17 protein-coding genes and 1 pseudogene are annotated in these 20,134 nt (G+C 74.7%); 12 read left to right on the top strand and 6 right to left on the bottom strand.

Annotated elements, in window-relative coordinates; translation table 11 throughout:
- Positions 1-152 precede the first annotated feature (152 nt).
- Positions 153-398, top strand: a complete 246-nt coding sequence (locus tag IE321_RS30855) for a hypothetical protein (RefSeq protein WP_043226831.1) — start codon at positions 153-155, stop codon at positions 396-398.
- Here IE321_RS30855 and IE321_RS30850 read toward each other — a convergent pair.
- Positions 368-1,819, bottom strand: a complete 1,452-nt coding sequence (locus tag IE321_RS30850; RefSeq protein ID WP_190225303.1) for an NCS2 family permease — start codon at positions 1,817-1,819, stop codon at positions 368-370. The two genes, IE321_RS30855 and IE321_RS30850, sit on opposite strands and share 31 nt — an antisense overlap.
- Positions 1,820-2,113: 294 nt before the next feature.
- On the opposite strand from IE321_RS30850, the gene IE321_RS30845 reads away from it, so the two are divergent.
- Together IE321_RS30845 and IE321_RS30840 are read left to right on the top strand one after the other, a co-directional pair.
- Positions 2,114-2,398 (top strand): DUF2530 domain-containing protein, encoded by a 285-nt coding sequence (locus IE321_RS30845; RefSeq protein WP_190225302.1) that lies wholly within the window; start codon positions 2,114-2,116, stop codon positions 2,396-2,398.
- Between the two features lie 88 nt (positions 2,399-2,486).
- Positions 2,487-4,907: an HAD-IC family P-type ATPase gene (locus IE321_RS30840; RefSeq protein WP_190225301.1), complete on the top strand. Its 2,421-nt coding sequence runs from the start codon at positions 2,487-2,489 to the stop codon at positions 4,905-4,907.
- 13 nt (positions 4,908-4,920) lie between these two features.
- Here the strand turns inward: IE321_RS30840 and IE321_RS30835 are convergent, their stop codons facing one another.
- Complete coding sequence (locus IE321_RS30835) at positions 4,921-8,055, bottom strand: sacsin N-terminal ATP-binding-like domain-containing protein (protein WP_190225300.1); 3,135 nt, start codon at positions 8,053-8,055, stop codon at positions 4,921-4,923.
- Positions 8,056-8,235: 180 nt separating this feature from the next.
- Entirely contained in the window at positions 8,236-9,171 is a 936-nt protein-coding gene (locus IE321_RS30830; protein WP_190225299.1) for a DUF3027 domain-containing protein, read from the bottom strand.
- 396 nt (positions 9,172-9,567) lie between these two features.
- Between IE321_RS30830 and IE321_RS30825 the strand changes: the two genes are divergently transcribed.
- The 4 genes from IE321_RS30825 (at position 9,568) to IE321_RS30810 (ending at position 13,176) form a co-directional block, all read left to right on the top strand.
- Positions 9,568-10,944 carry an MFS transporter gene (locus IE321_RS30825; RefSeq protein ID WP_043226789.1) on the top strand — a complete coding sequence of 459 codons (1,377 nt, stop codon included), beginning with the start codon at positions 9,568-9,570 and terminating at the stop codon, positions 10,942-10,944.
- A gap of 132 nt (positions 10,945-11,076) precedes the next feature.
- Positions 11,077-11,562: a hypothetical protein gene (locus tag IE321_RS30820; protein WP_043226788.1), complete on the top strand. Its 486-nt coding sequence runs from the start codon at positions 11,077-11,079 to the stop codon at positions 11,560-11,562.
- A gap of 7 nt (positions 11,563-11,569) precedes the next feature.
- Positions 11,570-12,322 (top strand): futalosine hydrolase, encoded by a 753-nt coding sequence (locus IE321_RS30815; protein ID WP_190225298.1) that lies wholly within the window; start codon positions 11,570-11,572, stop codon positions 12,320-12,322.
- Positions 12,313-13,176: a 1,4-dihydroxy-6-naphtoate synthase gene (locus tag IE321_RS30810; RefSeq protein WP_190225297.1), complete on the top strand. Its 864-nt coding sequence runs from the start codon at positions 12,313-12,315 to the stop codon at positions 13,174-13,176. The genes IE321_RS30815 and IE321_RS30810 overlap by 10 nt, the downstream gene beginning before the upstream one ends.
- 3 nt (positions 13,177-13,179) lie before the next feature.
- Here IE321_RS30810 and IE321_RS43070 read toward each other — a convergent pair whose 3' ends face one another.
- Positions 13,180-13,563 carry a cold-shock protein gene (locus IE321_RS43070; RefSeq protein ID WP_043226786.1) on the bottom strand — a complete coding sequence of 128 codons (384 nt, stop codon included), beginning with the start codon at positions 13,561-13,563 and terminating at the stop codon, positions 13,180-13,182.
- Positions 13,564-13,707: 144 nt separating this feature from the next.
- On the opposite strand from IE321_RS43070, the gene IE321_RS30800 reads away from it, so the two are divergent.
- Positions 13,708-13,989 (top strand): hypothetical protein, encoded by a 282-nt coding sequence (locus IE321_RS30800; RefSeq protein ID WP_190225296.1) that lies wholly within the window; start codon positions 13,708-13,710, stop codon positions 13,987-13,989.
- Here IE321_RS30800 and IE321_RS30795 read toward each other — a convergent pair.
- Positions 13,986-14,642, bottom strand: coding sequence for an HAD family hydrolase (locus IE321_RS30795; RefSeq protein WP_107063292.1), 657 nt, complete (start codon positions 14,640-14,642; stop codon positions 13,986-13,988). The genes IE321_RS30800 and IE321_RS30795 overlap by 4 nt on opposite strands.
- A gap of 80 nt (positions 14,643-14,722) precedes the next feature.
- Between IE321_RS30795 and IE321_RS30790 the strand changes: the two genes are divergently transcribed.
- The 3 genes from IE321_RS30790 to IE321_RS30780 are packed head-to-tail and all read left to right on the top strand — an operon-like array spanning position 14,723 to position 17,615.
- Complete coding sequence (locus tag IE321_RS30790) at positions 14,723-15,727, top strand: FecCD family ABC transporter permease (RefSeq protein ID WP_043226829.1); 1,005 nt, start codon at positions 14,723-14,725, stop codon at positions 15,725-15,727.
- Positions 15,724-16,809: a FecCD family ABC transporter permease gene (locus IE321_RS30785; RefSeq protein WP_043226782.1), complete on the top strand. Its 1,086-nt coding sequence runs from the start codon at positions 15,724-15,726 to the stop codon at positions 16,807-16,809. Before IE321_RS30790 ends, IE321_RS30785 begins: the two co-directional genes overlap by 4 nt.
- Positions 16,806-17,615, top strand: coding sequence for an ABC transporter ATP-binding protein (locus IE321_RS30780; RefSeq protein ID WP_190225295.1), 810 nt, complete (start codon positions 16,806-16,808; stop codon positions 17,613-17,615). The genes IE321_RS30785 and IE321_RS30780 overlap by 4 nt, the downstream gene beginning before the upstream one ends.
- Before the next feature lie 25 nt (positions 17,616-17,640).
- Here the strand turns inward: IE321_RS30780 and IE321_RS30775 are convergent, their stop codons facing one another.
- Complete coding sequence (locus tag IE321_RS30775; protein WP_190225294.1) at positions 17,641-18,594, bottom strand: hypothetical protein; 954 nt, start codon at positions 18,592-18,594, stop codon at positions 17,641-17,643.
- A 76-nt stretch (positions 18,595-18,670) separates the two neighbouring features.
- Here IE321_RS30775 and IE321_RS30770 point away from each other — a divergent pair.
- A pseudogene (locus IE321_RS30770) lies at positions 18,671-20,134 on the top strand (DNA-binding protein); the annotation flags it as partial.

Genomic DNA, 20,134 nt, shown 5'->3' with positions numbered 1-20,134 from the left:
TGGAATGATCGCGTGTCGCGCACATCACGCCCCCGTTGGGGCACGAGTCACATCGCTCCAGGTCACGGCGAGGTATCCATGTATCACCCAAATGAGTGAGCTGGATCCGGAAAGTGACGCAAAGAAGCCCCGACAGCCCCGACCCTGAGCACATGGGATCGACAGTGCTCAGCCTGCGCATCGACAGTGAGCTGCTCGACCGGCTCAAGGGTCACGCCGCGAAAAGAGGAATGAGCGTCCAGGACTATGTCGTCCGGACGCTCATTCGGGAGGACTTCGACGAGCGGTTCAAGACCGCCGTCGAGGAGACGGAGAAGTTCTACGGGGCGGAGCCGGAGCCTCCCGGCACCGGCGCCGCCCCGCGCGATCAGGTCAGGCCCAGCGCCGGCATCGCGTAGTAGAAGACGAAGATCGCCGACACGATGTACATGGCCACCGGGACCTCACGGCCCCGTCCGGCCGCCAGACGCAGCACGCTGAAGCTGATGAAGCCGATGCCGATGCCGTTCGTGATCGAGTACGTGAACGGCATCATCGTCATGGCCAGGAACGCCGGCACCGCGATGGTGTAGTCGGTCCAGTCGATGTCCTTGATCGACCCGGCCAGGATCAGGAAGCCCACCGCGAGCAGCGCGGGGGTCGCGGCCTGCGACGGCACCATGGTCGCGAGCGGCGTGAGGAACAGCGCCACCGAGAACAGACCACCCGTGACGACCGAGGCGAGGCCGGTGCGGGCCCCCTCGCCGACGCCCGCCGTGGACTCCACGAAGCAGGTGGTGGCCGACGAGGAGGTCGCGCCGCCGGAGGCGACGGCGAGGCCGTCCACGAGCAGGACCTTGTTGATGCCCGGGAAGTTGCCGTCCTTGTCGATCAGCTTGGCCTCGTCGCCGACGCCCAGGATCGTGCCCATGGCGTCGAAGAAGCAGGACAGCAGGACGGTGAAGACGAAGAGCACGCCGGTGAGGATGCCGACCTTGCCGAAGCCGCCGAAGAGGCTGACCTGGCCGACCAGGCCGAAGTCCGGCGAGGCGACCGGGTTGCCCGGCCACTCCGGGGTGGTCAGGCCCCAGGACGGGATGTCCGCCACCGCGTTGATCACCATGGCGACGATCGTCATGACGACGATCGAGATGAGGATCGCGCCCGGCACCTTGCGGATGATCAGGGCGAGGGTGAGCAGGGTGCCCAGGATGAAGATCAGGACCGGCCAGCCGGTGAGGTGACCGCCGGTGCCCAGCTGGAGCGGGACGGTGGTGTGCGCGGCGTCGGGGATGCGGGAGACGAAGCCCGAGTCGACGAGGCCGATCAGCATGATGAAGAGGCCGATGCCGATCGCGATGCCCTTGCGCAGGCCGACCGGGACGGCGTTCATGACCCGCTCGCGCAGGCCGGTGGCGACCAGCAGCATCACGACGATGCCGGCGAGGACGACCATGCCCATGGCGTCCGGCCAGGACATCCTGGGCGCGAGCTGGAGGGCGACGACGGTGTTGACGCCGAGGCCGGCCGCGAGCGCGATCGGGACGTTGCCGATGACGCCCATGAGGAGGGTCGAGAAGGCCGCCGTCAGGACGGTGGCGGTGACGAGCTGGCCGCCGTCGAGCTGGTGCCCGTACATGTCCTTGGCGCTGCCGAGGATGATCGGGTTCAGCACGATGATGTAGGCCATCGCGAAGAAGGTGGCGAAACCGCCCCGGACCTCGCGGGCGACGGTGGAACCGCGCTCGGAGATCCGGAAGTAGCGGTCGAGGGCCGAGGCGGGTTCCTGGGGACCCTGCGGCTCGGGTGCGGAGGCCTTGGCGGTGGCCGTGGTGCTCATGGAAGTGGGTTCCTCTTCGGGAAAGTCCAGAAGTCCTTTTGGCGGTTCATACGAAGGAAACCCGCCATAGGCAAACCGTTTCAGTATGAACACATGAACGAGGGGGAGTCCATCTCCGCGCGTAGACCATCCGGCCGACCGCCGCACCGACCCCCGGAAGGGCCCTCCGCGAACCAGTCGGCGGTCCGTCCGCGATCCCTCCGCGAACCAGTCGGCGGTCCGTCCGCGAACCGCCCGGCGGGCGGCGACGGCGGCCCCGCCCGCCCCCGGGAGCCCGCCGCCTAGACTGGCCCCATGGCGAAGTGGACACCCAAGTACGAGGCACCCGAACCCCTGGAGGGGCCCGTCGTCGGCACCATCACCGGCGGCACGATCCTCTGGTTCGTCCTCTTCCTCGTCCAGGTCCCCTTCTACGGCTGGTTCGACGACCACGACCTCACCTGGTGGGTGTGGACCTGCCTCGCCGGCGGCGGCCTCGGCCTCCTCGGCATCTGGTACGTCCGCAAGCGCGACGCCGCCATCAAGCGCCACCGGGCGGCACAAGCCGACCAGGGGACGACCGGCACCCCCGCCGTCTAGCACCGGGGGACGATCCCGCTCCTCCCCCGGTCGGATCTTCGCCCTTCTCGGCAGGTGAACGGCCGAAACCGGTCGTACCGTCGAAAACATGACTCAGCGGGCGAAGATCGACACGGACGGCGGCGGCACCCGGGACACCCCGGCGGAGACCGAGCCCCCCGTCGTCCACCGCCCCGCCGGCCTCACCGCCGCCGAGGTCGCCGAACGCGTCGCCCGCGGCGAGGTCAACGACGTCCCCGTCCGCAGCTCCCGCTCCACCGCCGACATCGTCCGGGCCAACGTCTTCACCCGCTTCAACGCGATCATCGGCGTCCTCTGGGTGATCATGCTGGTCGTCGCCCCGATCCAGGACAGCCTCTTCGGCTTCGTGATCGTCGCCAACACCGGCATCGGCATCATCCAGGAGCTCCGCGCCAAGAAGACCCTCGACGGGCTCGCCGTCATCGGCGAGGCGAAACCCACCGTCCGGCGCGACGGCCGCGCCGCCGGGATCTCCACCTCCGAGATCGTCCTCGGCGACCTCATCGAGCTCGGACCCGGCGACAAGGTCGTCGTCGACGGCGTCGTCGCCGAGGCCGACAGCATGGAGATCGACGAGTCCCTCCTCACCGGCGAGGCCGACCCCGTCGTCAAACGCCCCGGCGACCCCGTCATGTCCGGCTCCTTCGTCGTCGCCGGCGGCGGCGCCTTCACCGCCACCAAGGTCGGCCGCGAGGCGTACGCGGCACAGCTCGCCGAGGAGGCGTCCCGCTTCACGCTCGTCCACTCCGAGCTGCGCTCCGGCATCTCCACGATCCTCAAGTACGTGACGTGGATGATGGTGCCGACCGCGATCGGCCTGATCATCAGCCAGCTCGTCGTCAAGGACAACGACCTCAAGAACTCGATCGCCCGGACCGTCGGCGGCATCGTCCCGATGATCCCCGAGGGGCTCGTCCTGCTCACCTCGGTCGCCTTCGCCATCGGCGTCATCCGGCTCGGCCGGAAACAGTGCCTGGTGCAGGAGCTGCCCGCCATCGAGGGCCTCGCCCGGGTCGACGTCGTCTGCCTCGACAAGACCGGCACCCTCACCGAGGGCGGCATGGACGTCACCGAGGTCCGCGTCCTGCACGGCGCGGACGAGACGTACGTGCGCAAGGTGCTCGGCGCGCTCGGCGAGTCCGACCCGCGCCCCAACGCCTCCCTCCAGGCCATCATCACCGCCCACCCCGACACCGAGGAGTGGCGCTGCACCGAGTCGCTGCCCTTCTCCTCGGCCCGCAAGTACAGCGGCGCCGCCTTCAGCGAGGGCGACGGCGAGGAGTCCACCTGGCTGCTCGGCGCCCCCGACGTCCTCCTCCCGGCCGGCGACCCGGCCCTCGCGGACATCGACCGGCTGAACGAACAGGGCCTGCGGGTCCTGCTCCTCGCCCGGACCGTGCACGAGCTCGACTCCCCCGACGTCGCGAAGGACGCCCGGGCCACCGCCCTCGTCGTCCTCGAACAGCGGCTGCGGCCCGACGCCGCCGACACCCTCGCCTACTTCGCCGACCAGGACGTGGCCGCCAAGGTCATCTCCGGCGACAACGCGGTCTCGGTCGGCGCGGTCGCCGGGAAGCTCGGGCTGCCCGGCGCCGAGAACACCGTCGACGCCCGTACGCTCCCCGCCGACCACGAGGAGATGGCGCGGGTCCTCGACGGCAACGCGGTCTTCGGCCGCGTCACCCCGCAGCAGAAGCGGGACATGGTCGCCGCGCTCCAGTCCCACGGGCACACGGTCGCCATGACCGGCGACGGCGTCAACGACGTCCTCGCGCTGAAGGACGCGGACATCGGCGTCTCCATGGGCTCCGGCTCCGAGGCCACCCGGGCCGTCGCCCAGATCGTCCTCCTGAACAACTCCTTCGCGACGCTCCCCTCGGTCGTCGCGGAGGGCCGCCGGGTCATCGGCAACATCACCCGGGTGGCGACCCTCTTCCTCACGAAGACGGTCTACTCGGTGCTCCTGGCGATCCTGGTGGTCGTCTCACAGATCGAGTACCCCTTCCTCCCGAGGCACCTGACCCTGCTGTCCACCCTCACCATCGGCATCCCGGCCTTCTTCCTCGCGCTCGCCCCCAACAAGGAGCGCGCGAAGCCGCACTTCGTCCGCCGCGTCATGCGGTACGCGATCCCCGGCGGCGTGGTGGCGGCGGCCGCCACCTTCACCACCTACCTCCTCGCCCGGCACCACTACACCGGCGCCGACGCCCTCGGCGCCGAGACCAGCGCGGCGACCCTCACCCTCTTCCTCGTCTCCATGTGGGTCCTCGCGATCATCGCCCGCCCCTACACCTGGTGGCGCGTCGCCCTCGTCGCCGCCATGGGCGGCGCCTTCCTGCTCGTCCTCGCCGTCCCCTGGCTCCAGGACTTCTTCGCCCTCAAGCTCGTCGGCACGACCATGCCCTGGGCGGCCGTGGCCGTCGCCGCCGCCGGGGCGGCGGTCCTGGAAGTCGCCTGGCGCTGGGTGGACCGCCGCTTCCCGGCGTGAACCGGCCGCGCCGCTAGTCGAACCAGCGGTCGCGGGCCAGCTCGGTGGTGCGGGTGGGGTCCTCCAGGAGGGCGGCCACCTCGAAGCGACGGGGCCACTGGGCGGTGGCCCAGGCCAGGGCGGCGGCCACGCCTTCCAGCGTGGCGGCGTGGAGGGTGCCGTCGGGGGTGCGGCGCCAGTCGAGTTCGGTGCCGCCCGCGCGGAGCTCCTCGTGTTCGAGGTAGGTGGCGGGGGTCGACGGGCCGAGGAGGGCGTGCACCGAGGCCGGGACCTCGTGCTCCTCGCCCTCCGTGGTGACCTCCGCCTCGACCGCCTCGCTGAGCCGGCGGACCTGGAAGAGGTCCGCCAGGTCGGCCGCCCTGGACGGGGCGACCGGGAGGAGCGGGAGGCCCTCCGTCAGCGGGAGGAGGTCGGGGGCGTCGGCCACCAGCGCCTCCGCCGCGTCGACGACCACCAGCTCGCCGTCCACGACCGCGCGGAGCTCGTCGGGCAGGGTGACCTGGTCGGGGTCGAGGTCGGCCAGGGCCGTGTACAGGGCGTGCAGCTGGGGGCCCGAGACCGGCCGGGACGGGTCGGCCAGGCGGGACAGCAGCTCCGCCGCGCCGCCCGGCTCGTCCAGGAGGGCCGCGACCGAGGTGCGGACGCCGAGCGCGCGCAGCACCTGCTCGTCCTCGAAGCCGGTCGCGTCGGCGGAGTCGTACAGGCCCGCGAGGAGCGGGTCCGAGCCCTCCGCGCGCAGGCCCGCCGGGCGTCGGCCGCCGAGGACCGGGTGGTCGCGCAGCCACCACGCGGTGTAGGAGCGGACCGTCTCCGTGGTGCCGTCCGGGAGGAGGACCCGTACGGGCTGGGTCAGGGCGTCCCGGAGCGGCGGCCGGGCCAGCAGGGCCAGCGCCCGCGGCCAGGCGTCGTCGTCGACGAGGTCCAGGTCGCGGACGGCGACGATCTCGGTCGCCACCGGCGGCACCGCGGCCTCCGGCAGCCGGTCGAGGACGTCCTCGCACCACACGTCGACCGCGTCGAGCAGGCCCGCGTCGTCCGGCTCCGGGTAGTCGCCCTCGCGGGGCTCCATGTCGTCGGGGTCGAGGACGAGGTCGGTGGCGCGGACGAGCGCGAAGTTCGCGAGGACGCCGCAGGCGGCCAGCGGGGCCTCGCCCCAGCGGGCGGCCAGCTCGGCGTCGACGTGGGCGAGCTCGTCCTCCCGCATGACCGCGTCGAACGCCGAGCCGGGCATCACCAGCTCGCCCGCCGGGGCGAGTTCGCCGTCCTCGTCGGGGAGGGCGAGCGCGGCGAGCCACGGCTCGTCGCCGGGCTCCAGGTCCGCGTCCCGGACGAGGCCGAGGACGGTCTCGACGAGTTCGTCGGCGTCCAGTTCCGGCGCGTCCAGGTCCCAGCTGTCGGCGGTCTCCAGGGAGTTCGCGACGGCCGCCCGCACCTGCGGGGTCGTCAGGACGGCGCGCGGCGTCGCCGGGAGGGCGCCCAGCTTCTCCAGGAGCGGGTGCGCGGCCTCCGCGTGCGCCACCTTCAGGCCGAGGCGGGCCAGCTCCGCCGGGGTGCCCTCCTGCGGCAGCAGGACCTGGCGCGGCCCGATGGCCGTCCGCCCCGAGTCCAGCGGCACCGGCAGGCCGGTCAGCCGGTCCGGGTCCACGCCGGCGAGGGAGTCGTACAGCCGCCGCCACCAGTCCGGCGACCGCTCCACGCCCGCGAGCCGGTCCACCGCCTCCGTCAGCGGCACCCGGCCCACCCCGAGCGTGCGCAGCTCGGGGCGGCGCTCCAGGCCGGCGGGGAGCAGCGTCGGGAAGACCTCGGCGAGGACGGCGACGGTCTCCGCGCCCGCGCCCTCGACGACCTCCGCCTCGATCGGGCGGAGCGCCGGCAGGTCCTCGGTCGGCGCGGCGGGGGCGAGGAACGCGATCCGCGGCAGCCGGTCGAGGATGGCGTCGCGCAGCGCGCCGTCGAGCGGGCCCTTGCCGAGCGGGCCGGGCACGAGGTCGAGCGCGCCGCTGGTCACCGGCCGCCAGTCGGCGAGGAGTTCGGCGTACGCGTCGGCCGCCCGCAGCACCAGGAAGTCGGTGAGCGGGCCGGGCGCCGGGTGGCGGCGGGCGGTGTCGAGCGGCAGCGAGGCGATGAGCAGGGCGGGGATGCCGAGCGGTTCGTCGGTGGGGGTCGGCGCGTGCACGACGGGTTCGGTGCGCGGGTAGCGGGGGGCGCCGGTGTCGTCCACGGGGACCGCCCAGGTGACCGACCAGTGCGGGCGGAGGCGCTCCTCGACCGGGCGGTCGGCGAGGAGGCCGGCGTCGAGCGGGCCGGCGTGGGTGACGGTCCGCCAGCGGTGCGGGCCCTCGGCTGCCGAGTCCTCGATCCGGACGTAGCCGTCGGCCTCGGAGCGGGTCAGGGTGCGGACCCCGCCGGGCGTCTCCACGACGATCTCGGAGAGACCCGGAAGAGTGAGCAGCGTCGCGTCGTCGACGGCCGCGAGGAGCCGCTCGGCGAGGCCGTGCGCGGCGGCGTCGCGCAGCGGGAGGACGACGACCGTGTCGTATCCGTCGGGCGCGGTGCCCTCGGCGGGCAGCGGCAGCCTCAGGAGGGGTACGTGGCCGTCCCTGCGGCGCAGTTCGTCGCCGAGGCCCGGGACGTGGCGGGCGACGTCCGAGGCGAGCTCGCGGGCCTCCGCGAGGGACCAGCGGACGCCGCCGTGGCGGCCGAGGACGGCCGGCTCGTCGGAGACGGCGAGGACGGCGGCGAAGCCGACGCCGAAGCGGCCGACGGCCTGCCGGGTGTCCTGCTCGGTGCGCTTCGCGGAGGCGCGGAGCGTCGACAGGGACTCGACGCCGGTCGCGTCGAGCGGGGCGCCGGTGTTGGCGGCGGCCAGCACGGCGGGGCTGTCGGCGTCCGCCGGGTGCAGGGTCAGCCGGAGCCGGCCGGTGGTGCCGGTGCGGGCGGCGGCGTCGGCGGCGTTCTGGGCCAGCTCGACGACGAGGCGGTCGCGGTAGCCGCCGAGGGCGAGGTCCTCCTCGGCGTTCGCGTCCTCGCGGAAGCGGGCGGGGGAGGCGGTCCAGGCGTCCAGGACGCCTCTGCGGAGCCGTGCGGTGCCGAAGGGGTCGCTTCCGTCGGTCGTCGTCCGGACGGTGACGCTCACGTCTGACTCCACTCTGCTGTGCCGGGCTTGCCGGGGTCCCGCGCCGAAGTTACCGCGCGCCCGGCCCCCCGCCGTCCCGTGGTCACGACACCCTCACCTCGCGGCGGCCCGCCCGGGGCCGGGCCCCGGGCGTGGGGGCGGGCGTTCCGCGGGAACGATCGCCCCCGGCCGGGGGTGCCGGACGCCGGGGCGTCAGGAGTGGCCCAGGTCCTCGGAGGTGGGGTCCGGGGCGGCCACCGAGCCGGAGTCCGTCGGGGGACGGAGCGGGAAGGGGTCCACGGCCGTGGAGTCGAGGACGGGCTCCGCCGGGCGGGGCGGGGTCGGCATGACGGCCGCCTCCGAGTGCCCGCCGCAGCCGTACGCGAGGGAGACCACACGGCCGTCCGCCGGTGCCAGCTCGTTGGCGCAGAGGCCGAAGGACTGGCCCAGGGAGCCGGCGAGCGGCACGAGGAAGGCGCAGGACTGGCAGGTGGCGGGGGCCGCCTGGGCCATGGGCGTGCGGGGGCCGAAGGACTCGTCCCAGCGGTCGGCGGCGAGCCGGAGGCCGTACCGGGACAGGACGCGGGCCCGGCCCATGCCGAGCTCCTCGGCGACCGCCGCGATCGCGCCGCGCGTGGGCACGCGGTCGGTGATCTCGGCGTCCTCCGCGTCCAGGTGGTCGGCGAGCTCGGTGGAGACCGCGGAGTTCGGCGGCGGGGCGTCCTCGCCGGTGTAGCCGGGCTCCAGGCGCGGGTCGTCCTGCTCGGTGGGCAGGAGGTCGCCGGGGCCGAGGTCGCCGGGGCGCAGCCGCTCGCTCCACGGCACCCATTCGGGCGCGAGGAGGGCGTCGGAGCCGGGCAGCAGGACGGTCTCGTCCAGGGTGACGTTCTTGGCGCGGGAGGCGCGGGTCACGGTGACGGCCCAGCGCCAGCCGCGGTAGCCCGGTTCCTTGCACTCGAAGAAGTGCGTGACGACCCGGTCGCCCTCCGCGACGACACCGGAGTGTTCGCCGACCACGCCGGGGGCGGCGGCCTCCTCGGCCGCCTCCCGCGCGAGGTCTACGGCCTCGGCGCAGAGGCGGTCGGGGGCCGGGGTACGCGTGGCTCGCGGGGTACGCGGGGTACGGTCTCGCGTCGTCGCAGCACTCACAGGTCTCGCTTCTCTCCTACGCCGTCTCACGGGTGCGCCGGCCGAGGTTCGGGAGCGAGGCTCCGGGAGCGGGGCGGGCGGAGCGGACCTGAGGGCCGCATCGACGTCCGCACCCGACCGGTCTCACACGTCTCGGGCACACCTATCGTCATCCATTCTGCGGGATGCCGAAGGGGCGCGCGGCCGAGAGGAACCGCCGGTGGCGCGCTACGCACGCTACCCCGTTCGCGGGCCTGGGCCCACCTGTGCGCCCCAAGTGACCCGTATCGGGCCCCGGAGCCCCCGTGAACCGACCCCCTCCCGGGCGTGTCCCGGAGCCGCTTCCCGCGGTCCGCGACACCCCCGGGCGACTCGGGCTCGGTTCGGGCGGGGGGGCGGGTGGGGCACTATGAGGTGGTGGCAGCCGCACGGTCCTCTGGTCGATCCCATGATCGTCCCGGGCCGCTCCGCCGAGCGGGCCGGGCGGTGGGGCGTGCTCTGCATCTGCCGTTCACGGGGACCGCGAAGGGGATCCGGCGGGCGACGCACGCGCACGGCGCGGGCGAGTCGGGGCTCGGGAAGCTGATCGAGCTGCACGCGGTGAACGGCGCCGGGGACGTGATGATCACGGTGGCGCTCGCGTCGACCGTCTTCTTCTCGGTGCCCACGGACGAGGCCCGCGGCCGGGTCGCGCTCTACCTGGCCATCACCATGCTCCCCTTCACGCTCCTCGCCCCGGTCATCGGACCGCTGCTCGACCGGCTGCCGCACGGACGGCGGGCGGCGATGGCGGCGGCGATGCTCACCCGGGCGGTGCTGGCGGTGCTGATGTCGGGGGCGGTGGCGACCGGCGGGATCGAGCTGTACCCGGCGGCGCTCGGCGTGCTCGTGGCGTCGAAGGCGTACGGGGTGGTGCGCAGCGCCGTGGTGCCCCGGCTGCTGCCGCAGGGCTTCTCGCTGGTGAAGGCGAACTCGCGGGTGACGCTCGCGGGGCTGCTGGCGACGGGCATCGCCGCGCCCATCGGGGCGGGGCTCCAGCTGGTGGGGCCGCGGTGGCCGCTGTTCGGGGCGTGCGCGCTGTTCCTGCTGGGCACGTTCTGGGCGGTGCGGATGCCGCACAAGGTGGACTCGGCGAAGGGCGAGCGGCGGGCGCACCTGCTGACGCACGGCGAGAAGAAGCCGAGCCTGCGGACGGTGGGGCCGGCGGTGCTGCACGGGCTCCAGGCGAACGCGGCGCAGCGGATGCTGTCCGGGTTCCTGATCTTCTTCCTGGCCTTCCTGCTGCGCGAGCACCCGCTGTCGGGGCAGTCGGCGGCGGTGTCGCTGGGCATCGTGGGCGTGGCCGCGGGGGTGGGGAACGCCTGCGGGACGGCGGCCGGAGGGCTGCTGCGGGACCGGGGGCACCGGCCGGAGGTGATCATCGCGGTGATGATCTCGACGGTCCTGGCGGCGGCGGTGTGCGCCGCCGTCTTCTTCGGCGGGGTGATGGTGGCGGTGCTGGGCGCGGTGGCGGGGCTGACACAGGCCCTGTCGAAGCTGTCACTGGACGCGCTGATCCAGCGGGACGTGCCGGAGCTGGTGCGGACCTCGGCGTTCGCCCGCTCGGAGACGGCGCTGCAGATGGCGTGGGTGGTGGGCGGCGGGCTCGGGATCGTGATGCCGCTGAACGGGACGGTGGGGATGGCGGTGGCGGCCGGCTTCCTGGCGATCGGGGCGCTGCTCGCCGTGCGGGGCCTGCTGTCGTCGCGCGGGACGGGCGCCTCGGGCCGCCCGCAGCGCGCGAAGGTCGCCTGACCCGGCTCGGTACCGGCGGCTCCGTTTCCGGGCGTCGCGGGGCGGCCGGGACCGCCGCCATACCGATGGCCTCGGCACGGCACGCCGTACCCCCGCGTGGCGGCGGCGCGACGGCCCGATAGCCTTCGGCTCATGACCGTTGCGTTCTTCTCCGGCTCGCGCCGCCGGGCAGCTGCCGCCCTCGGGGCCGTCTCCGCCGGGCTCCTCGTCCTCACCGCCTGCGATAAGCCGACTCCGATCGCGACCGTCACGGTCGGGACCGAATCGATCAACTCCGAGGCGGCCTGCTACAACGACGGCGACCCCATCAAGGAGTCCGACGTCCAGAAGTGCCTGAACAAGAAGGCCGAGAAGTCGATCACCGTCGCCATGGACGACAAGGTCCGCTTCGGTGTCGACCCGGAGATCGCCGACAACGGCTGGACCATCTTCCTGGGCGGCCAGCAGGCCGAGCCGGAGCCGTACAAGAAGACGTACCGGACCATCCCGGCCAGCGCGTTCTTCTCCAGCCAGACCCCCGGCGAGGCCGCCGCGGACGAGACGCAGGTGACGATCGTCGAGAACACCGGCAAGACGCTCACCGGCATCTGGCACTTCAAGCTGAAGAAGGAATCCTGATCCACCGGTGCCCCACCGGATCCTGATTGTGACGGCCGTGGCGGCGGAGGCCGACTCCGTCGCCGGCGGTCTCACGACCCTCGCCCGCCCGGGCGGGGAGCTTCCCGTGCCGGGCGGTCTCGTGCTGCGCCGGTACGCGACGGAGCGGGGCGGCATCGACGTCCTCGTGGGCGGGGTGGGCCCCGCCGCCGTCGCCGCCGCGACCGGCGCCGCGCTGCTCCGCGCCGCGCTCGCCGCGGAGCCGTACGGCCTCGTCGTCTCCGCCGGGATCGCCGGCGGCTTCCCCGGCCGCGCGCCGCTCGGCTCGCTCGTCGTGTCGGACGCGATCGTCGCCGCCGATCTGGGCGCCGACACGCCCGAGGGGTACGTCCCCGTCGAGGAGCTGGGCTTCGGCCGCTCCGTGCACCGCGTGCCGGACGCCCTCACCGGGCCCGTCGCCGCCGCCCTCGTGGCCGCCGGGCTCCCGCACACCACCGGCGGCGTGCTGACCGTCTCCACCGTGACCGGCAGCGAGGCCCTCGCCGCCGCGCTCGCCGCCCGCCACCCGCGGGCCGCCGCCGAGGCGATGGAGGGCTTCGGGGCCGCCGAGGCCGTCGCCGCGCTCGCCGCGGCCGTCCTCGAACTGCGGGCCGTGTCGAACGCCGTGGGCCCCCGCGACCGCGCCGCCTGGCGGATCGGCGACGCCCTGACCGCGCTCCGGGCCGCCGCGGCGGCCCTCGTACCCGCCCTCGGCACCCTTAAGGACCGGCCGTGCAGCTGAAGATCGCCTACTCGCCCTGCCCGAACGACACCTTCGTCTTCGACGCCTGGGCCCACGGCCGCGTCCCCGGCGCCCCGCGCCTGGACGTCACCTTCGCCGACATCGACGTCACCAACGGCTGGGCGGAGGGCGGCGCCGACGACCACGACGTCCTGAAGGTGTCGTACGCCGTCCTGCCGTGGATCCTCGACGAGTACGCGCTGCTGCCCTGCGGCGGGGCGCTCGGCCGGGGCTGCGGTCCGCTGGTGCTCACCCGGGAGTCCGGGGACGGGCCCGGGGACGGGTCCAGCCTCGCGGGGAAGACGGTCGCGGTGCCGAGCGAGCGGTCGACCGCCTACCTGCTGTTCCGGCTGTGGGCGGCCGAGACCGTGCCGGGCGGGGTCGGCGAGGTCGTCGTGATGCCGTTCCACGAGATCATGCCCGCCGTCCGCGACGGCAAGGTCGACGCGGGGCTCGTCATCCACGAGGCCCGCTTCACCTACGCGTCGTACGGTCTGCACCGGCTCGCCGACATGGGCGAGCACTGGGAGTCCACCACCGGGCTGCCGATCCCGCTCGGCGCGATCGTCGCCCGCCGCTCGCTGGGCGCGGAGACGCTGCGGCTGCTCGCCGACTCCGCCCGGACCTCGGTCCGGATGGCCTGGGACGACCCGGCCGCCTCGCGGCCGTACGTCATGGAGCACGCGCAGGAGCTGGACCCGAAGGTCGCCGACCAGCACATCGGGCTGTACGTGAACGAGTTCACCGCCGGGCTCGGCGAGGAGGGCTACGCGGCGGTCCGGGGGCTGCTCACCCGGGCCGCGGCCGAGGGACTCGTACCGCCCCTCGGCCCGGACGCGCTGTCGTTCCCCTGAGGGTCAGACGTCGAGCTGGTCGGCGACCGCCCGCAGCAGGCCCGCGATCTTCTTGCCGGCCGCCTTGTCGGGGTACCGGCCGCGCTCCAGCATCGGGGTGATGTTCTCCAGGAGCGTCGTCAGGTCCTGGACGATCGACGCCAGTTCGTCCGGCTTGCGGCGCTGGGCGGCCGCCACCGACGGCGTCGGGTCGAGAATCGTCACCGAGAGCGCCTGGTCACCCCGCTGGCCCGCGACGACGCCGAACTCCACCCGCTGGCCCGGCTTCAGTGCGTCGACTCCGTCGGGGAGCACCGACGAGTGCACGAAGACGTCACCGCCGTCGTCGCGGGAGAGAAAGCCGAAGCCCTTCTCGCTGTTGAACCATTTGACCTTGCCGGTAGGCACGTCTGTCCTCGTCCTCGTTGACTCGTCGGGGTAGCAGAAAGAAGCGGGTCGCAAGCGGCCCGCCGACTCACAGGCTAGTGGGCAGGGAGCCGGTGACAAGACGCCGCCGAGGTGTTCCCCCGGCCAGGGAACTACCCTGGCGGGATGCGCAGTGAAACCCCCGCAGGACGGGTGAGCGGTTCCGTGGACACGGCCGTGGACGACTCCGGCCCCGGTGACGGCCTCGTCAAGGCGGGCGTCGTCGTCTTCGCGGTCGGCGCGCTCGCGACGCTGGTCACGGTGGCTCCGCTCCTCCTCGGCACCGACCCCTTCCCGACCGTCGCCTATCTGGTGTCGATGCTCATGGGCGTCGGTTTCGCCCTCGCAGCCGCCGGGGTCCTCCGCTCCGTCGCGGCCCAGCGGCGGCAGGCCCGGCGGGCCTCCTAGGCGTCCTGGGCGGGGCGGCCCGCGAGGTGGGCCGTCCACCAGGCGCGGAAGTCCGTCAGGTCCTCCAGGACCACGTCGGCGCCGGCCGCGCGCAGCTCCGCGGCGTCGCACGGGCCGGTCGTGACGGCCACCGACAGGGCGCCGGCGGCCTTCGCCCCGCGCACGTCTCCGACGTGGTCGCCGACGTAGACCGAGGCGCCGTGGGCGCGCAGCGCCTCCGCCTTGGCCTCGGCGAAGAGGCGGCCGACGACCGCGTCCGGCTCGATGCCCAGGTGGGCGAAGTGGCGGTGGGCGTCGGGGGCGTTCTTGGCGGTGACGACGACGGTCCGGCCGCCGGCCTCGCGGACCGCGTCGAGGGCGTCGCGGGCTCCGGGCATGGGAACGGTCGGCGCGATCGCGTACTCGGGGTAGAGGGCGCGGTAGCGGGCGGTCATCTCGGTGACCTGTCCGGCGGGCACCCAGTGCGCCATCTCCTGCTCCAGCGGCGGGCCGAGCCGGGTGACGACGAGGTCGGCGTCGACGTCGACGCCGTACTTCTCGGAGAACGCCACGAAGGCGGCGCGGATGCCGGGGCGGGTGTCGAGGAGCGTCAGGTCGAGGTCGAAGCCCACGGTGAGCGGGGCGCCGGATGTGTTCGTCGTCATGGGGGACATTGTGCCCGGGTGTTCGAATAGGGCCGTTGCTTAAACTGAGCCAAGCCTTACCGAACCTCCTCCTCGCCCGATGGGTGCTCATGACAGCCGCTTTCCGTTCCAGACGGGTCCTCGCGACCTCGGCGGCCGTCGTCGCCCTGCTGCTCGCCGTCCTCCTCAGCCTCGCCGTCGGCGCCCGGCCCATCGCCCCCGGCACCGTCCTCGACGCCCTCCTGCACGGCGGGACCGGGGACGACGCCGAGGTGGTCCGGCAGCTGCGCATACCGCGCACCGTCATCGGGCTGATGGTCGGCGCCGCCCTCGCGCTCGCCGGCACCGCCCTCCAGGGCATCACCCGCAACCCGATCGCCGACCCCGGCATCCTCGGCATCAGCCAGGGGTCCTCGGTCGCCGTCGTCCTCGCCATCGCCTTCCTCGGCGTGCACAGCCTCTCCGGCTACGTGTGGTTCGCCTTCGCCGGCGCCGCGCTCGCCTCGGTCGCCGTGTACGCGATCGCCTCCAGCGGCCGGGGCGGCGCCACGCCCGTGAAGCTGGCGCTCGGCGGCGCGGCGATCAACGCGCTGCTGCTGTCCGTCACGACCGGCGTGCTCACGACGAAGGCCGCCGCGCTGGACGAGTTCCGGTTCTGGCAGATCGGCTCGCTCGACGGGCGGGACGCGGCCACCATCGGGCAGATCTGGCCCTTCCTGCTGCTCGGCGCCGTCCTGGTGCTCTCGGTGGCCCGCGGCCTGGACGCGCTCGCGCTCGGCGAGGACGTCGCCAAGGGCCTCGGGCAGAAGGTCGCCACCGTCCGGATCGTCGGCGGGCTCGGCGCGACCGTCCTCACCGGCGCGGCCGTCGCCGCCGCCGGCCCGATCGCCTTCGTCGGCCTCGCCGTCCCGCACATCGCCCGCGCCGTCGTCGGCTCCGACCACCGGTGGGTGCTGCCGATGGCCGCCCTGATCGGACCGGTGATGGTGCTGGTCGCGGACGTCGCCGGCCGGATCGTCTTCCCGCCCGGCGAGGTGCCCGCCGGCGTCATGACGGCGCTCATCGGCGTGCCGTTCCTGGTGACCCTGGTGCGGCGGAAGGCGGTCCCGGCATGAGCCTCACCGAGAAGGCCCCGGCCGCCGTGGCGCGGCCCGGCGCCACCCGGCCCGCCGGGTACGGACTCGTCCGCACCGGCCCCGCCTCCTTCCTCGTCCACCGGCGCTCGGTGCTGGCCGCCGCGGTGCTGCTCCTGCTGCTGGCCGCGGTCTCGGTCGCGTACCTCTGCGTCGGCGAGCGGACCATCGCCCCCGGCGAGGTCCTCACGATCCTCACCGGCGGCGACTCGCCCGCCGCGTTCGTCGTCGAGGAGCTGCGCGCGCCCCGGCTCGTCACCGCGCTCGCCGTCGGCGCCGCCTTCGGGATCGCCGGAGCGCTCATCCAGACGGTGGCCCGCAACCCGCTCGCCTCGCCCGACATCATCGGCATCAGCCAGGGCGCCGGCGCGGTCACCGTCGCCGCGATGACCTTCGGCCTCGCCTCGTACACGGTCCTGCCGTACCTGTCGATCGCGGGCGGCGTCCTCGCCGCCGCGCTGGTGTACGTCTTCGCCTGGCGCGGCGGTCTGCACGCCACCCGCTTCGTCCTCATCGGCATCGGCTTCGCCATCGCCCTGCGGTCCCTCATCACCCTCTTCATGACCAAGGGCGACTTCCTCGTCGCCCAGCAGGCGCAGATCTGGCTGACCGGCTCGCTCAACGGGCGCGGCTGGGAGGAGTCGGCGCCGGTCCGCTGGACCCTGCTGCTGATGCTGCCCGCCGTGCTGTGGGCGGCCCGCGCCCAGCGGACGGTCTCCCTCGACGACGCCACCGCGACCGCGCTCGGCGTCCGCCTCGGGCGGGTGCGGCTCGGGCTGGTCGCGGTCGGCGTGGTGCTGGCCTCCGTCGCCACCGGCGTCGCCGGGCCGGTCGACTTCGTGGCCCTGCTCGCCCCGCAGATCGCCCGCCGGGTCACGCGCACGGCGCAGATCCCGCTGTTCTGCTCGGCGCTGCTCGGCGCGCTGATCGTCACCGCCGCCGACCTGATCGGGCGGCGGCTGTTCTCACCGGTGGAACTGCCGGTGGGCGTCCTCACGGCGGCGGTCGGCGCCCCGTACCTGATCTGGCTCATCGTCCGGAGCCGCACGGGAGAGAAGGCATGACCAGACTGACCGCGCGCGGGCTGACCCTCGCCTACGAGAACCGGGTCGTCGTCGAGGACCTCGACCTGGCGGTCCCCGACGGCAAGGTGACCGTCATCGTCGGGCCCAACGCGTGCGGAAAGTCCACCACGCTGCGGGCGCTCGGACGGCTCCTCAAGCCCGTGCGGGGCGCGGTGCTCCTCGACGGGGAGGAGCTGGCGAAGCTGCCCACGAAGCGGATCGCCCGCTCGATCGGCCTGCTGCCGCAGACGCCCGTCGCGCCCGAGGCGATCACCGTCGCGGACCTCGTCGCGCGCGGCCGGCAGCCGCACCAGGCGTGGTGGAAGCAGTGGTCCGAGGAGGACGAGCGGGCCGTCACGGAGGCGATGGCGCGCACGGACGTCGCCGCGCTCGCGGACCGGTCCGTGGACGAGCTGTCGGGCGGCCAGCGCCAGCGCGTCTGGATCGCGATGGCCCTCGCGCAGGAGACGGACCTGCTGCTCCTCGACGAGCCCACCACCTATCTGGACATCGCGCACCAGGTGGAGGTCCTGGACCTCGTCCGCCGGCTCAACCGCACGCGCGGGCGCACGGTCGTCCTGGTCCTCCACGACCTGAACCAGGCGGCGCGCTACGCGGACCACCTCATCGCCATGAAGGCGGGCCGGGTGGTGGCCCAGGGCGCCCCGGCGGAGATCGTCACCGACGCGATGGTCCGGGACGTCTTCGGCCTCCCCGCCGTCGTCGTCCCCGACCCGGTCACCGGCTCCCCGCTGGTGGTGCCGGGGGCACCGTGGGACGCGGCGGTCTCCTCGGACGCGCCGTAGAGAGGCGCGGCCGGTCGCGCGCCGGTCAGCGGCGGCGGGCGCGCAGCAGGAGGTAGAGGGCGGAGGCGAGGGCGGCGGCCCTCAGGGTCCAGGGCCAGGTGTCGGCGACGGCCTGGTTCATGCCGTCGCCGCCCGCCGCCACCGCCTCGCCCCAGCGGCCCTCCACGCGGCCCCACAGCCATGCGATGCCGCCCGCGGCGGCGGCGCCGGGCAGGACGAAGACGGCCGTCTTCACCTGGGCGGGGGTCAGCCGGCGGGAGCCGTACGCGAGGAGCCAGCCGAGGGCCAGCGCGATCAGCCAGCCGAACGCGGCGCCGGCGATCAGCAGCAGCGCGGCGAGCAGCAGGAACGGGTGGGCGAAGCCGCCGCGGGCCCGGGCCGGGACCTCGCCCTCGGGTGCCGCGTCCGCCTCCGGGACCGGCGCGGGGCGGCGCCGGCGGAGGAGACGGACCAGGCGGCGGGCCCTGCCGGACGGGGGCGTCTCCGGCTCGGCCTCCTCCTCCGGTTCCTCGGGCTCCGGGGGGCGGAAGAGTTCCGGTGCCTCCACTCCGCCCACGAAGCCGGGGACGTGGAGGTCGTCGGCGTCGCCGTCGCCGAGGTCCGCGGACCAGCCGCGGGGGCGGGGGACGGCGGCCGCCTCCCGCCCGGGCGGCGGCGGGGTCGCGGCGGGGTCGGCCGCGGTGGCGGAGTCGGCGGTGCCTGCGGTCTCGGACCACCAGTCCCGGGGCGGCGGCACCGGAGCCGTACGGTCCGCGCCGGAGGCCCGTCGCACGACCTCGGCCGGGGTGCCCAGGTCGCCGAGGATGCCCCGGACGGCGGAGGGCGACTCCTCGCCGTAGGTGGCGCGGCGGCGGTCGATCTCGTCGCGCAGGCCGGCGACGAGGGCGGTGCGGTCGGCGGGCGGGAGGTGCCGCTGCTGTGCGACGTCGCCGACCTCGCTCAGGTAGTCCATGACCATCCGGTCGCTCTCGATGCCCACGCCGCCCCTCCACCGTCCGGCCGAACGCCGTCCCGGTCCTGACGGTAGCGCCTGCGCAGCGGATAACGTGGGGCGGATGGGGATCGGCGAGCTGGACCGGGAGGCGCACGTGCCCGAGGGACGTCCGAGTGGGACCGCGGCGAGCCCGCGCACGCTGGCCGAGGCGCTGCGGGCGCGCGGGGACGACGGGCTGGCCGCGCTGTTGCGGGCCCGCCCCGACCTGCTGGGCCCGGTGCCGAACGATCTGACGCAGCTGGCGACCCGGGCCGGGACGCGGGCGTCGGTGGTGCGGGCCCTGGAGCGGCTCGACCGCTTCTCGCTCCAGGTGGCGGAGGCGCTGGCGGTGGCGCCGGACCCGGCGCCGTACGCCGTGCTGGCCGGCCTGTTCGGCGGCGACCGGGACGCGGCGGGGGGCGAGGCGGCGGAGATCGGGGCGGCGTTGCCCCGGGCGGTGGCGCTGCTGCGCGAGCAGGCGCTGGTGTGGGGCGAGGACGACCGGCTGCGGCTGGTGCGGACCGCGCGCGAGCTGCTGTCGCCGTCGCCGCAGCACCCCTCGCCCACCGGCCTGGGCCCGACGGTCGCCGAGGCCACGGCCGGCATGTCGCCGGGGCGGCTCCAGGAGATCGTGGCGGCCGCCGGACTGCCGTCCACGCACGACCCGGTGTCGGCGGTCGCCGCGCTGACCGCGCTCTTCACCGACCGGGAGCGGATGGGCCGGCTGCTCGACACCGCCCCGCCGGAGGCCCTGTCCGTGCTGGACCGGCTGGTGTGGGGGCCGCCGTACGGCGAGGTGACGGCGAAGCCGACGCCGCCGGTGAGCTGGCTGCGCGACCGGGGGCTGCTGCTGCCGGTGTCGCCGCGCACGATGGTGCTGCCGCGCGAGGTGGCGCTGCACCTGCGGGGCGGGCGGGCGCACCGGGCGCCGGAGCCGCGCGCTCCGGAGCTGGGGGTGGCCCGCGCCTACCGTCCCCAGGTCGTGGACGGCGCCGCCGCCGGGCAGGCGTACGCGGCGCTGGCCACCGTCGAGGAGCTGCTGAAGTCCTGGGACCACGGCGGCCCGGCCGTGCTGCGGGCCGGCGGGCTGTCGGTGCGGGACCTGAAGCGGACCGCCGCCGCCCTGGACGTGCCGGAGCCCGTGGCGGCCTTCTGGCTGGAGCTGGCCTACGGGGCGGGGCTGCTGGCCTCCGACGGCGAGGCCGACGAGCGGTACGCGCCGACGCCCGCGTACGACGACTGGCTCGACCAGCCGCCGGCCGAGCGCTGGGCCCGGCTGGTCACCGCCTGGCTCACGGCGACCCGCACCCCCGGCCTCGTCGGCGGCCAGGACGCGAAGGGCCGGACGCTGTCCGCGCTCGGCCCCGACCTGGACCGCGCGGCCGCCCCCGAGGTGCGCCACCGGGTCCTCGGCCTGCTGGCGACCCTGCCGCCGGGCACGGCCGCCGACCCCGAGTCGCTGCTGGCCCGGCTGCGCTGGGAGCGCCCGACGCGCGGCACGTCCACGACGGGCAGCTCGGGCACGGCGCCCGCCGCGGCCTCCTCC

Origin of the sequence: Streptomyces hydrogenans (assembly GCF_014656075.1) — a bacterium.
GTDB lineage: Bacteria > Actinomycetota > Actinomycetes > Streptomycetales > Streptomycetaceae > Streptomyces > Streptomyces hydrogenans.
The sequence above is the reverse complement of the archived record's forward strand: the minus strand, read 5'-3'. Positions and strand labels throughout refer to the sequence as shown.

Coding starts and splice junctions, on each gene's coding strand:
- IE321_RS30855 (WP_043226831.1), top strand. CDS start 153: ATGGGATCGACAGTGCTCAGCCTGCGCATCGACAGTGAGCTGCTCGAC.
- IE321_RS30850 (WP_190225303.1), bottom strand. CDS start 1,819: ATGAGCACCACGGCCACCGCCAAGGCCTCCGCACCCGAGCCGCAGGGT.
- IE321_RS30845 (WP_190225302.1), top strand. CDS start 2,114: ATGGCGAAGTGGACACCCAAGTACGAGGCACCCGAACCCCTGGAGGGG.
- IE321_RS30840 (WP_190225301.1), top strand. CDS start 2,487: ATGACTCAGCGGGCGAAGATCGACACGGACGGCGGCGGCACCCGGGAC.
- IE321_RS30820 (WP_043226788.1), top strand. CDS start 11,077: ATGACCGTTGCGTTCTTCTCCGGCTCGCGCCGCCGGGCAGCTGCCGCC.
- IE321_RS30800 (WP_190225296.1), top strand. CDS start 13,708: ATGCGCAGTGAAACCCCCGCAGGACGGGTGAGCGGTTCCGTGGACACG.
- IE321_RS30795 (WP_107063292.1), bottom strand. CDS start 14,642: ATGTCCCCCATGACGACGAACACATCCGGCGCCCCGCTCACCGTGGGC.
- IE321_RS30790 (WP_043226829.1), top strand. CDS start 14,723: ATGACAGCCGCTTTCCGTTCCAGACGGGTCCTCGCGACCTCGGCGGCC.
- IE321_RS30785 (WP_043226782.1), top strand. CDS start 15,724: ATGAGCCTCACCGAGAAGGCCCCGGCCGCCGTGGCGCGGCCCGGCGCC.
- IE321_RS30780 (WP_190225295.1), top strand. CDS start 16,806: ATGACCAGACTGACCGCGCGCGGGCTGACCCTCGCCTACGAGAACCGG.